The following is a 13,690-nucleotide window of genomic DNA, read 5'->3' on the forward strand; positions in this document are numbered from 1 at the left end:
TCGGAGATGAATATTCTTTTTTTGACACTTTCCCGCATTTCGGATATAGAGGAAAGAGGAATTTATACGGATCTGATGCGTGAATTTGTTCGTCATGGACATACAATATATATTGTAACACCGGCAGAACGGCGCTTTCATCAATCGACTAAAATGCTGGATAGCGGAAATGTGAAGATATTAAAAGTATGGACATTCAATATACAGAAGACTAATCTGATAGAAAAGGGAATTGGTACGTTACTCTTGGAGTATCAATATCAGAAGGCAATTCAAAAGTATTGGCGGAATGTAAAATTTGGTTTGGTCCTTTATTCGACTCCCCCGATTACTTTCAATAAAGTAATAGCAGCGTTGAAGAAAAAGGATGCCAAGACATATCTTCTTTTAAAGGATATATTTCCTCAGAATGCTGTTGATTTGGGTATGTTCTCCAAAGGAGGTCTTCTCTATAGGATGTTCCGTAAAAAGGAAAAAAGACTATATCAGTTGTCAGATTATATCGGTTGCATGTCTCCGGCTAACATAGATTATGTATTGAGGCATAATCGTGAGGTTGATATCCGTAGAGTAGAGGTTTGTCCCAATAGTATAGAACTTTGTAAGGAAGAAGAGCAAGCCTACCCCAAAGAGATTTTATTTCAAAAATTGAATATTCCCACAGATAAAATACTTTTTATTTATGGGGGGAATTTGGGACGCCCGCAAGGTATTAACTTTCTGATAGAGGTACTTGCGGCCAATGAAAAAAGGAACAACTCGTTTTTTATCATAGTGGGTAGTGGTACTGAATTTATGAAGATTAAATTGTGGTTTGATACAAATGCACCGCATAATGCTTGCTTGTTATCTTCACTTCCCAAACAAGAATATGACAGTTTGGTAAGAGTTTGTGACATAGGTTTGATATTTCTGGACAGGCGTTTCACGATCCCTAATTTCCCGTCTCGCTTGCTCTCTTATTTAAAAAACAGAATACCGGTATTGATGGCTACTGACAGGAATACGGATATAGGAGAAATAGCTAAAATCAACGGTTTTGGCTTATGGACTGAAAGTGGAAATATAGAAACTTACATGGAAATGGTTGACTTAATGGCTTCTGATAGAGAACGGATTAGGATTATGGGAGAGAATGGATATTCATATTTAGAGACTAATTATACAGTGAATTGTAGTTATGATATAATAATGAAGCATTTTGAATGATTATGTATTCTTGTTTTCTGAAGCGATTCATTGATTTTGTAATAGTGTTTTTGGTATTGGCAGTTATTTGGCCGATATTACTTTTTATGGCAATCTGGTTGCATTTTGCCAATAAAGGTGCCGGTGCTTTTTTTACTCAGGAACGTCCTGGAAGGCATGGTAAGATTTTTAAAGTCATCAAATTCAAAACAATGACTGATGAATGTGATGAAGATGGCAACTTATTGCCGGATGAGAAACGTTTGACAAAAATAGGAAAATTTATTCGTTCTACTTCTATTGATGAATTGCCGCAATTAATCAATGTATTGAAAGGTGATATGGCTCTGATCGGCCCTCGCCCTTTAAGAACTTATTATTTGCCTTTGTATTCTAAAGAACAAATGAGACGCCATGAAGTGCGTCCAGGAATAACTGGCTGGGCACAGATTAATGGAAGAAATAATTTGAGTTGGACAAAAAAGTTTGAACTGGATGTTTGGTATGTAGATCATTGTTCTTTTTATTTAGATATGAAAATTGTATTTATTACAATCATAAAAGTTTTTATTAGGGAAGGAATATCTAAAGAGGGAGAAGCTACTACTGTGCCTTTTAATGGGCATAATTGAAGGAAATGAATATGAAAAGTGTTATTATTGGTGCAGGCACTTATGGAGAAGTCTATCTGGCTTATCTTCAGGAAGCTGGTGTCGAAATTGTAGGTTTTTTGGATGATGATCCTAGGTATATCAACCAAAAGGTATGTGGCATTCCTGTGTTGGGGAAATTGGATTTTCTTGTTTGTTTAAAAGATGAATATGATGTTGAAGCTGTTTATTGTCCTTTAGGAAATAATAAATTGCGAGTTGAAATATTAAAACGTGCGTTAAGTCTGGGATATGAGGTTCCTAATTTTATTCATTCTACAGTATGCTTATCTCCAAATGTTGAAATAGGAAAAGGTGTTTATATTCTTTTGGGGGCTCATATCATGCCGTACACAAAAATAGAAAACTTTGTAATGATAAGTATGGGAGTAAATGTTGCTCATCATTCTATATTGCACGAAGGTACTTTTCTTTCTACAGGAGTGAATTTTGGGGCATCAATTATTGCGAATAAATATGCATATATTGGCATTAGTTCTACTATAATGACTGGTGTACACGAATTAGGTGAAAATTGTCTTGTCGGTGCCGGTGCTGTAGTTATTAAAGATGTACCCCAAAATGCTGTAATGGCAGGGATACCTGCAAAGGTTTTAAAATATAAGGAATAGATATTTTGCATTCCTAATGATTGTTGTGAAATTAGGTAAGTTGTTGCGTTGGTTATTTATTCCTTATTACATAAGGCAGAAATAACTTTCTTTTTACTTCTCGATGTGTTTCTTTTTTAATCATAATAATTTTATGGACAAGAGAATTTATCTTTGCCTGGCTCACATGAGTGGCAAGGAACAGGCTTTTATAAAGGAAGCTTTCGATACGAACTGGGTTGTTCCTTTGGGGCCCAACGTAAATGCCTTTGAAAAATCTTTGGAAGATTTTTTAATTGACAATGGGGAATTGACAATTGGCAATGATAGGAAGCATGTGGTTGCTTTATCTGCCGGTACGGCGGCCATACATCTGGGACTGATCCAACTTGGGGTAGGAGCTGGTGATGAGGTGATCTGTCAGTCGTTTACATTCTGTGCGTCAGCCAATCCTGTTGCTTATCAGGGAGCAACTCCCGTGTTTATTGACAGTGAGGAGGATACCTGGAATATGGATCCCGTTTTGCTGGAGGAAGCCATTAAGGATAGGATTGCGAAGACAGGCAAGAAACCTAAAGCGATTCTTCCTGTTCATCTTTACGGTATGCCTGCCAGGATTGATGAGATTTGCGCGATAGCCGCTAAATATGAAATCCCTGTGCTGGAGGATGCTGCGGAAGCTTTGGGTTCTGAGTTTAAGGGCCGGAAGTGCGGTACTTTTGGTACCTTTGGCGTGTTGTCTTTTAATGGTAATAAGATGATCACTACTTCGGGTGGCGGCGCTTTGATCGTTCCTGATGAAAGCACCAAGAAGCAGACTATGTTTTACGCTACGCAGGCTCGTGAACCTTTCCCTCATTACCAGCATGAGAAGATCGGCTACAATTATCGCATGAGTAATATCTGTGCAGGTATCGGTCGTGGTCAGATGACCGTATTGGATGAGCATATTGCGCATCACCGCCATGTACATGCTCTTTACGAGCAGGCTTTTGAAGGTGTGGACGGTATAACGTTGAAATCTAATCCTGATGATCGTTTCAACGCTAATTACTGGCTGTCTACTATCTTGATAGACCCGGCTAAGACCGGTACTGATTATGATGAGGTCCGCTGTAAACTGGATGAGCAAGGGATTGAGACCCGTCCTTTATGGAAGCCTATGCATCTTCAGCCTGTTTATGCCCATAATCCTTGCTATGTGAATGGTGTTTCTGAACGTTTGTTTAATATGGGTTTATGTATTCCTGCCGGTCCTTGGGTAACGGATGAAGATGTGGCATATATTGTAGAGCAAATAAAAGGTTGTTGCATGAAGTAACTTATAGTTTATTGTAGACAGATTTCCACATAATTGTGGAAAAAATACTCAGAACAGAAAAATACTTTTTTTTCATTGCTACATCAAGTGGTTGATATATAGTTAAATATGACTTTGATTATAGCTTTGGCATGCGTCTTGCACTATATTATGTGAGAGCTAACAAGAAATGTTTAACTTAAACAATTAGAATTATGAAAAAGTTATTTTTAGCAGTAGCATTGGTAATGGGATTGGGTACTTCAGTAGCATTTGCTAACAACATGGTATCAGATGTTGAAATCGTAACGATGATAAATGAGTTTAAACCGATTGATGTAAAAGAACTTCCGCAGGCTGTTCTGGATGCCATCAAAGAAAACTACTCCGAAGCAACCATCAAAGAGGCAGCCGTTGAAGTTGCTGAAGATGGGACTAAGACTTACAAGGTAACATTGGTGGATGCAGCCGGTACAGAGAATCCGGTCCTTTTCAATGAAAAAGGAGAGGTTCAGAAGTAATAGGTCTTTATTTATATCATAGTAAAAGGGAGGGGCAGAAATTTGATTTACTCATATCTGCTTCCTCCCTTTTTACTTTTATTTACTATTTGTATCTTTTTACATCGGTAAATTGGCAATTATGTCTTTTGAACATATTGGTAATTTACCCTCTTGCCCCATGTTTACGAATACTGTGGCGCAGAGTACTGTCCATTGGTCGCCATAAGTCATGGTACTGCTATGGTTGTAACCTAAACAATGCCCGTATTCGTGGAACATAGCTTGTCGGGGATAGTTATGAGGATTGGATCCCAGTGGTGTTGCATCAAAATAGACTCCGGTATAACAGTAGTTCGCCAATCCGTAAGTGTTGCCGCCTCCCAGACCGCCGACGCCTGATACGCACCCCAATACGAGTCCTCCATGACTGCGGATTCTCTGGCGTAATGCATCCAGATTGATGGCATTTCCTCCGTTATCCTTCAGTTTGCCTTCATATTTGTTCATTTCTGTGTTAAACTCTTCGGAAGAGAACATGAAAGCCATATTGATAGCCAATGCTACCCCGTGACGACATAATAATGGATTCATGTGTCGCCAGTAAGCGTGTCCGTTATCGGCTGAATAAGCAGAGAAACGGATGAACCACCGGCTGTCTATCTGTTCTATCTTCTTCATATACGGATCTTCCGTCCGGATAATAAGCGTGACATCGTCACCGGAAAGTTCCGGTTGTGCAGGTATCACTATCTTTCTGCCGCTGCTGGTGGTGAATGTGCGGTCAGAACCTACAACTGGCAATGGGAAAGTGGCTTCCATGAAAGGATAGATTACATCGAAATGTGCCAATTCAAGGAACTCAGTACTGATATTATTGAATCGACATAGAATCGTCACATCATGGATAGTAACCGGTGAGAAGAATTTAACCAGTAATTGATGTTCATCCGAGATAGATACTTGTAACGGTGCGTTTGCATAAAAGGAACGGTGCTTGCTGTCATAGAAGATATCTCGTGGCTCGTTGGCTAAAAACATAGTGTCAGTCCGGAAGCGGGAGAAATCTTCTTCACGGATATAAAGCAATCCGTCCTGGCTTTCCGGATGCCGGTAATCAATGCTGATGTGGGATATACGGCCTGCCTCGATTTTGCAATTGCTGAAGCGGTATTTGTGTACGAACGATGTGCCGTCACTGCGGTCTGACTCGATCGTTACAACTCCGGAAAGTGCCTCTTTACTGGGCAATGAGTAAAATGAACGGCTCTCCGTGATGTCATAAGATTCAATACCTTCCGTACCGGAGTATTCGCCATTTGCACTGAGACCGGTATATATTCCTTCAGCATCATCAAATGTGATGTCGATTTTGCGGATAAAACGCCACATATAATCGGACGAGACATTCAAGTCTATATCAACTCTACCTACACATCGCTCCAATGTCACCGTCTGCGATTCCGCAGCTTGTTCCTTGCCAATATGCAGCTCTATTTTTTTGTAAAAATAGACATCGTCAAGAGGGGCTTTTGCCACCTTATTCAGCAGCCAGACGTCTGACAATTGCTCAGGTTCGTTGATCGTCGCATTTGATTCCGCACTCGTGGTAGCTAGGAATACAACCGTATAGTCACCATATTCCAATCCTTCAATGGTCAGTTTGGAGAAGTCTGCTTCCAGCTTTTGATACAACGGTTTGAGTATTTCTCCCCGGTCATTGGCAATGGCATACCACATGCGGGCAATCTGTTCCGGTTCACCGTTGCGTGTCCGTATGGCAGAAGTGTCATCTTCGTGCAATCCAAGAAGAAATGTTACCTGGCCGGAGGCAGGTGGCATGAGACCGTATTCCTGCTCAAGTTCGTTTGAGCAGCTTGCCAGCAACAATGCCAGAAATAATAGGATTATTTTTGTAATCTTCATAGAATTCCTCCTTTATTTTTTTACACAACGTAAGGATGCGAACGCTTCCATCTGCAATTGTTTTTCGGTGATGGCAGTGGTTTCCTTGCCTTCAAACGGCAACCAGTAAGCCCATGCATAACCACCCGGACAGCCGTTACGTTCGCTTGTCCATAACACGGCTCTTTTTCCGAAGGCGGGATTATTGGTGGTAGACTTGTCACCTTTTCCGCCTGCCAAGGGGATGATAAGGTAACGTCCGGTATCTTCTGAAGTAAATTTCACATAGTGTTGTGTTCCTGTTACACCGGTCGGGGTAGTCAGGGTTCCTTCGCCAACGTGGAGTGTAGCGGTTATTTTTTCTCCGTTTCCTGCTGTGTAAGTGCCGGGAATTTCCTGTCCTTTGGGGAGAAGAGAGTTCAGTTCGCTGCGGGTTGGCACACGGTAACCTTCCGGACAAGGCATATGGGTATCGTTTTGCCAGGGTGCGTCGGCAGTCTGGTTACCCAGATTGTTTGAGGGGCTATATCCTTGCCAGGGGATATACATATACTTCCGTCCATACTGGAACAACCCACCGATACTGCTGATCCAACCATTATGGTACATCTCCTCAACAGTAGCACCGTCTAAAGGATATACCTGGTCTTCCAGATCCCGGCTGCGTGCATTGAACGCCATCCATGTGCTACCGCCCATTTCAACTGTTTCAATCTGCTTGTCGCTCGGAGCCACACGAATTTCTACATAATCATAAGAGCCGGTCAGCAAAGCATTTTTTAAATGTACCAGAATTGTATAGCCCAGTCGGCCACTGCCTTGTGCGGCCACTGATACATTGAATGCCGACACTATGCCTTCTGTTTCTTCAGATACCGACATTTCACTGAGATTCACGCCACTATCAGTACCCTCAGTAGTTGATATGTCAATCCGGGTGTCGGAAACAAATGCCAGCTTCATGTCACTGACTCCTGTGGCGGGTACCTCTACTATATTATTCTCATAATCTACTGTTACTCCTTCCGGAATTTTAGATTGGGAAGCATTAAGCAGGATACGATGCTCCGTATCAGGTTTCCCGATAATCGTTTCGCCTTCTTCCCAAGGCTTGATTTCGAAGATTCCTTCTACTGTGGCACCTGCATTGAGTACTGACAGTTCGTACACTTTGTTACGTTCTATACTTGGTAATTGCATTTTTAGTCTGATGGGGATTTCATCGTATGTACCCCGCAGGATGATATTTACAGGACGTGTACTCTCGAAAATGCGGAATATTCCCTGTTGTTCTCCACCGAAAGCAGGCTCAAATTTCTTTAAGTAACTTACTGTTTTATCTGATGCGGAAGTGTTTTCGATGAACGGATATGTTTCAGCCGGAGCATCCTCTACGATTACTTCTTTGATTAATGTTTTGCTGTCTGCTGTGGTATTCAGGTCTATACGGGCTACACCGCGTTTCATGCCAACGTTAATTTCCTGACCACTGCGTGTTTGGGGAGTACTTTCTAATTCAACAACTGCAGCCATAAAGTCAGGAGCTGAATTCTCGTGCAGTCCTTCGCCGATGGTCATATTGCGGAATTCTTCTTCGGTAATGTTTCCTTCCTGAACCGGAAGTGTCACTCCGGTGAGGAAGTATAGCCGTGATCCGTTGAGTGCGGAAATACTGGACTGGCCATTGGATTCGGGAGTCAATTGTTGCGTTTTGTACAGGTTGCCATCGCTGAACTGGAAAACAGACACATCCCGTAGCTCCTCAGAAGAGTCTGAACCGGAAGTCGTAATACCTTTTACCACTAATGAATAAGCTTGTTGTTTGCCTTCTCCCTCAGACGGTGCATCGTCTGAGCAGGCGCCTAAAAACAACGTTCCGAGCAGGGCGGAAACGATGATCTTTTTGTAAGGGTGATTCATGTTTTTTGTAAAATGTTATATTGAATATTGATACTTCTTTCGGACTTTTTCCGAAAGCGGGTGCAAAAATATATAATTTTTCAATATGAGGAATTCACCTTCCTATAATCTTTATTGCTTTCCTTTTGTAATCTCAACACTTTTTGTATCTTTGTTCTCAACCCCAAATCTATTACAAAATGAAAGTACTAACTATCCATGATCTGAAAATTATCAGGAAAAGGGCAGAAGGCGCGCTCTTGCTACGTGAAGAAAGCAACGAGGCGGTTACGGCACAATGCTGTGGGTTGGCATTGGGAACCGGGCATCTGCAAATCCTGATCTGTGGTGGTACAGGTTGCAAGGCATCCGACAGCCACATCATTGCTGAACGTCTTCAGCAAGCACTCGAGAGAAATAATATTGCCGACAAGGTGGACGTTATCACTACCGGTTGTTTCGGCTTTTGTGAAAAGGGACCTATCGTAAAGATTATCCCTGATAACACGTTCTATACCCAGGTGGTGCCTGATGATGCCGACGAGATAGTCGGCGAGCATATCATCGGGGGACGGAAAATAGAACGGCTGCTCTACATCGATCCGAAGACGGAGAAGACCGTCAGTGACTCCAAGCATATGGACTTCTATCGGAAGCAGATGCGTATAGCACTGCGTAACTGCGGTTTCATTGATCCGGAAAACATTGAAGAATACATTGCTCTGGATGGTTATATGGCATTGGCAGATAGTCTGCTCCATAAGAAGCCGGAGCAAGTGATTGACGTGATAAAACGTTCCGGACTTCGCGGACGCGGTGGTGGTGGTTTCCCCACAGGGAAGAAATGGGAGTTTGCCCATAAGCAACAGGCTGATATGAAATATGTGGTGTGTAATGCTGATGAAGGAGACCCCGGTGCCTTTATGGACCGCTCCATCATGGAAGGTGATCCGCACTCCATTGTTGAGGCAATGGCAGTTTGCGGTTATTCCATCGGTTCTCCGAAAGGATTGGTATATATCCGGGCGGAATATCCGTTGGCCATACAAAGATTGAAAATAGCTATTGCCCAGGCACGTGAATACGGGCTGCTGGGAAAGAATATATTCGGTACGGATTTCAGTTTTGATATTGAGATACGTTACGGCGCGGGAGCATTCGTATGTGGTGAGGAAACTGCCCTGATCCACTCTATGGAAGGGAAGCGCGGTGAACCAACTTTGAAACCTCCTTTCCCTGCCGAAGCCGGTTATTTGGGCAAGCCGACCAATGTGAACAATGTGGAGACGCTTGCCAATATTCCTATTATTCTGACGAAAGGTGCGGAATGGTTCGCGTCTATCGGCACGGAACGTTCGAAAGGGACAAAAGTATTTGCCTTGGCCGGTAAGATTAATAACGTCGGCTTGATAGAAGTGCCGATGGGTACGACACTGCGTGAGGTGATTTATGAAATTGGCGGTGGCATTAAGGGAGGAAAGAAATTCAAGGCTGTGCAGACGGGTGGACCTTCGGGAGGATGCCTGACGGAAAAGCACCTGGACACACCAATTGACTTTGATAACTTGCTGGCGGAAGGCTCGATGATGGGATCCGGTGGTATGATTGTAATGGATGAAGATGATTGCATGGTTTCTGTGTCACGTTTCTATCTTGATTTTACGGTGGAAGAATCATGCGGAAAATGTACGCCCTGCCGTATTGGTAACAAGCGTCTGCTGGAACTGCTGAACAAGATAACCGAAGGACGAGGCACGATGAAAGATCTGGATGCACTCTCTACATTGGGAAAGGTGATAAAAGATACTGCCTTGTGCGGGCTGGGACAGACTTCACCCAATCCGGTACTGTCTACGCTCAATAACTTTTATGATGAATACGTGGAGCATGTGAGGGATAAAACCTGCCGGGCGAAGCAGTGCAAATCATTACTGACTTATACCATTAATCCGGAATTGTGCATTGGCTGCCATCTTTGCTTTAAACATTGTCCGGCGGATGCTATTCTGGGTGATGTGCGCAAACCGCATGTCATCAATCCGGACAAGTGCATCAAGTGCGGCATGTGTATGGCACGCTGTAAATTCAAAGCAATCAATGTAGTTTAAGGGAACTAAACTGAAAGAAAATGGAAGAAAAACAAATAACCCTGCAAATAGACCGCCATTATATTACCGTGCCTGAAGGCTCGACTATCCTGGAAGCCGCACGGAAAATCGGTATAGATATACCCACCCTTTGTCATATTGATTTGAAGGGCACTTGCGTTAAGAATAATCCGGCCTCGTGCCGCATCTGTGTCGTGGAGGTGGAAGGACGTCGTAATCTGGCTCCTGCCTGTGCTACCCGTTGTACAGAAGGAATGGTAGTACGTACCAGTACCCTGCGTGTGATGAATGCCCGCAAGGTGGTAGCTGAACTGATACTTTCGGATCATCCGAATGATTGCCTTACCTGTCCGAAGTGCGGCGACTGTGAGTTGCAGACTTTGGCGTTGCGTTTCAATATCCGGCAGATGCCTTATAATGGTGGGGAGCTTTCGCCTCGTAAGCGTGAAGTCACTTCGTCCATTGTGCGGAATATGGATAAGTGTATATTCTGCAGGCGTTGCGAGAGTGTATGCAATGAAGTACAGACGGTAGGCGCCTTGGGAGCCATTCGCCGTGGTTTCAATACTACCATTGCTCCGGCTTTCGATAAGATGATGAGTGACAGTGAATGTACTTATTGCGGACAATGTGTAGCTGTTTGTCCGGTAGGGGCATTGACGGAACGCGATCATACCAACCGTCTGTTGCTGGATTTGGAAAATCCGGATAAGGTGGTCATTGTACAGACTGCTCCGGCCGTTCGTGCGGCTCTGGGAGAAGAGTTCGGACTGCCTGCCGGGACGTTGGTAACGGGAAAGATGGTATACGCTCTTCGTGAATTGGGCTTTGATTATGTATTTGATACAGACTTTGCCGCCGACCTTACCATCATGGAAGAGGGTGCCGAGATATTGAACCGTCTGACACGTTATATGAACGGGGATAAATCCGTTCGCCTGCCTATCCTGACTTCATGCTGCCCGGCATGGGTGAACTTCTTTGAACATCATTTCCCCGATATGCTTGATATTCCTTCTACGGCACGCTCGCCGCAGCAGATGTTCGGTAGCATTGCCAAGACATTTTGGGCGGAGAAGATGGGCATCCCGCGTGAAAAGCTGGTAGTGGTATCAATTATGCCTTGTCTGGCAAAGAAGTATGAGTGCGACCGCAATGAGTTTAAGACAGATGGCAGTCCGGACGTGGATTATTCTATTTCCACCCGCGAGCTGGCACGGCTTATCAGACGGGCTAACGTAGGCTTTACGCTACTGACAGATAAGGAGTTCGATCAGCCGATGGGAGCTTCAACGGGTGCAGGTGTCATCTTTGGAACGACCGGTGGTGTGATGGAAGCAGCATTGCGTTCGGTTTATGAGATTTATACCGGACGGACATTGGAGAATGTGAACTTTGAGCAGGTGCGTGGCCTGGCCGGTGTGCGCCGTGCAACGATTGATCTGGATGGCTTTGAACTGAAAGTGGGTATTGCCCATGGTCTGGGTAATGCACGCCATCTGCTGGAAGATATTCGCCACGGGCGGAATGAGTATCATGTGATTGAGATTATGGCATGTCCGGGGGGCTGTATCGGTGGTGGCGGACAACCGTTGCATCATGGCAACTCGGAAGTGCTGTATGCACGTGCCAATGCACTGTACCGGGAAGATGCACAGAAGCCTTTGCGCAAGTCGCATGAGAATCCGTACATCAAGACGTTGTACGAGGAATATCTGGGCAAACCGCTGAGTGAGACTGCAGAACGGTTGCTGCATACGCATTATTTCAATAAGGCGATTGATTAACTTATTAAAACGGAGAAACTATGTCAGATATCAAATTAGCCTGTGACGTTGCCGAACAAGTGCGTGCTATTTGTGACAAGCATGGCAACCAGCCGGGCGAACTTATCAATATACTTCATGAAGCGCAGCATCTGCACGGCTATCTGCCGGAAGAGATGCAGCGCCTGATTGCTGCAAAGCTGAATGTTCCGGTGTCGCGTGTGTATGGTGTGGTAACATTCTATACTTTCTTTACGATGACTCCTAAAGGTAAACATCCTATTTCGGTGTGTATGGGAACGGCGTGCTACGTACGTGGTTCGGAGAAATTGCTTGAGGAATTCAAGCGCGTGCTGGGTATCGAAGTAGGGGAGACTACACCGGACGGGAAGTTTTCACTCGATTGCCTGCGTTGTGTAGGAGCGTGCGGGCTGGCACCGGTGGTGATGATTGGGGAGAAGGTGTATGGAAGGTTACAGGCGGTGGATGTGAAGAAAGTACTGGAGGAGTTGGAATAGTAACTTCCCGGAAAAAGGAGTGTGTTCTCCGGGCAAATAATCATTCACCCGGAGAACATTTAATAACTGATCTTATCAAGTATCCCACTTAAATGTGCAATTGCTATTCCATAATTTGTCATCGGCACTTTCTGTGTCTTTGCCTGCTCGATGCGGCTCAGTACATATTTGCGGTTGAACATGCAGGCACCGCAATGGATAATCAGATTGTATCCGGATAAATCCTCAGGGAAATCATTTCCCGAAACGATATCTATCTTTAATCTTTCGCCGATTCTTTTCCGCAACAGGCGGGGGAGTTTTACTCTTCCTATGTCTTCTGTCAGTGGGGCATGCGTACAGGCTTCGGCTATCAGTACATGTGATTGCTCTGTGAGGCCATCGATAGCGGCGGCGCTTTCCACGTAATAATGTATATCTCCTTTGTAACCGGCAAAGAGTACGGAGAAAGAAGTGAGACGGCTTTCTGCCGGTTTCTGTTGATAGACAGTCTGAAATACTTGCGAGTCTGTAATAATCAGTTGGGGTGGAGAGGCGAGCGCACGTAATGTATCTCCCAATTTATCGGTGGTGCAACTCATGACCAGACATTTCCGGTCCAGTAATTCGCGGATAGTCTGCACTTGGGGGAGAATCAGACGTCCTTTAGGGGCCTGAATATCTTGAGGCATGACTAATAATACCACATCTCCTTCCTTTACCAGATTCCCGGTGATGGTTTGTTCTCCGAAGTCAGCAGGAAGTTTCTCTAGGATAGTGCGATGAATTTCGTGGATGCCGGTACCACTTTTGGCACTTACAATGACGGGATGTTCTCCGTAAACTTTTTCAATCTGTGCAGCCCGGGACCCAATGTCGGGGCGAATATCGGATTTATTAAGGATGAGTACTACGGGGATATTCCGCTCTTTCAGGCGTTTTATCCATACTTGTTCTTCTTCATCTCCATTTTCGCAAAGGAACAGGGCGATGTCTGTTTTCTCTATGACTTTCAGGGTACGCTCCACGCGCATTTCTCCCAGTTCACCTTCGTCATCAAATCCCGGAGTGTCTATGAATAGGCAGGGGCCGAAAGGATAAATTTCCATCGCTTTCGTAACCGGGTCCGTAGTGGTGCCGGGCGTGGGGGAGACGAGGACGGTATCTTGCCCCGTCAGTGCGTTGACAAGACTGGATTTACCACTGTTCCGCCGTCCGAAGAGGGCGATTTGCAGGCGGTTGGCGTTAGGAGTTTGGTTCATAGGC

At 44.3% G+C, this 13,690-nt stretch carries 11 protein-coding genes; 8 read left to right on the top strand and 3 right to left on the bottom strand.

Translation table 11 applies throughout. The annotated features are described in order from the left end of the window. The first annotated feature begins 6 nt into the window (after window positions 1-6). The 5 genes from BUC01_RS12875 (at window position 7) to BUC01_RS12895 (ending at window position 4,270) form a co-directional block, all read left to right on the top strand. Window positions 7-1,209 carry a glycosyltransferase family 4 protein gene (locus tag BUC01_RS12875; RefSeq protein WP_025830633.1) on the top strand — a complete coding sequence of 401 codons (1,203 nt, stop codon included), beginning with the start codon at window positions 7-9 and terminating at the stop codon, window positions 1,207-1,209. Between the two features lie 2 nt (window positions 1,210-1,211). After that, window positions 1,212-1,820: a sugar transferase gene (locus BUC01_RS12880; protein WP_025830634.1), complete on the top strand. Its 609-nt coding sequence runs from the start codon at window positions 1,212-1,214 to the stop codon at window positions 1,818-1,820. Window positions 1,821-1,831: 11 nt separating this feature from the next. Next, on the top strand, window positions 1,832-2,470 hold the full coding sequence (locus BUC01_RS12885) for an acetyltransferase (RefSeq protein WP_073313949.1): 639 nt from the start codon (window positions 1,832-1,834) through the stop codon (window positions 2,468-2,470). A gap of 133 nt (window positions 2,471-2,603) precedes the next feature. Next, the gene (locus BUC01_RS12890; protein WP_025830635.1) at window positions 2,604-3,770 is read left to right on the top strand and encodes a DegT/DnrJ/EryC1/StrS family aminotransferase; all 1,167 of its coding nucleotides are present in this window, start codon (window positions 2,604-2,606) and stop codon (window positions 3,768-3,770) included. Between the two features lie 194 nt (window positions 3,771-3,964). After that, window positions 3,965-4,270 carry a hypothetical protein gene (locus tag BUC01_RS12895; protein ID WP_025830636.1) on the top strand — a complete coding sequence of 102 codons (306 nt, stop codon included), beginning with the start codon at window positions 3,965-3,967 and terminating at the stop codon, window positions 4,268-4,270. A 99-nt stretch (window positions 4,271-4,369) separates the two neighbouring features. Here the strand turns inward: BUC01_RS12895 and BUC01_RS12900 are convergent, their stop codons facing one another. After that, a complete protein-coding gene (locus BUC01_RS12900) occupies window positions 4,370-6,175 on the bottom strand; it encodes a FimB/Mfa2 family fimbrial subunit (RefSeq protein WP_025830637.1) in 1,806 nt (601 codons plus the stop codon). A 12-nt stretch (window positions 6,176-6,187) separates the two neighbouring features. Then, window positions 6,188-8,074 carry an FISUMP domain-containing protein gene (locus BUC01_RS12905; RefSeq protein ID WP_073313907.1) on the bottom strand — a complete coding sequence of 629 codons (1,887 nt, stop codon included), beginning with the start codon at window positions 8,072-8,074 and terminating at the stop codon, window positions 6,188-6,190. Window positions 8,075-8,253: 179 nt separating this feature from the next. Between BUC01_RS12905 and nuoF the strand changes: the two genes are divergently transcribed. The 3 genes from nuoF to nuoE are packed head-to-tail and all read left to right on the top strand — an operon-like array spanning window position 8,254 to window position 12,445. Further along, window positions 8,254-10,161 (top strand): NADH-quinone oxidoreductase subunit NuoF, encoded by a 1,908-nt coding sequence (nuoF, locus tag BUC01_RS12910; RefSeq protein WP_073313909.1) that lies wholly within the window; start codon window positions 8,254-8,256, stop codon window positions 10,159-10,161. A gap of 20 nt (window positions 10,162-10,181) precedes the next feature. Then, the gene (locus tag BUC01_RS12915) at window positions 10,182-11,948 is read left to right on the top strand and encodes an NADH-dependent [FeFe] hydrogenase, group A6 (RefSeq protein ID WP_073313911.1); all 1,767 of its coding nucleotides are present in this window, start codon (window positions 10,182-10,184) and stop codon (window positions 11,946-11,948) included. A gap of 20 nt (window positions 11,949-11,968) precedes the next feature. Continuing rightward, entirely contained in the window at window positions 11,969-12,445 is a 477-nt protein-coding gene (gene nuoE, locus BUC01_RS12920) for an NADH-quinone oxidoreductase subunit NuoE (protein ID WP_007665079.1), read from the top strand. Window positions 12,446-12,504: 59 nt separating this feature from the next. On the opposite strand, the gene hydF is transcribed toward nuoE, so the two are convergent. Next, window positions 12,505-13,686, bottom strand: a complete 1,182-nt coding sequence (gene hydF / locus BUC01_RS12925) for a [FeFe] hydrogenase H-cluster maturation GTPase HydF (protein ID WP_073313913.1) — start codon at window positions 13,684-13,686, stop codon at window positions 12,505-12,507. Between the last annotated feature and the right edge of the window lie 4 nt (window positions 13,687-13,690).

The organism is Bacteroides stercorirosoris (assembly GCF_900142015.1).
Taxonomy (GTDB): Bacteria; Bacteroidota; Bacteroidia; order Bacteroidales; family Bacteroidaceae; genus Bacteroides; species Bacteroides stercorirosoris.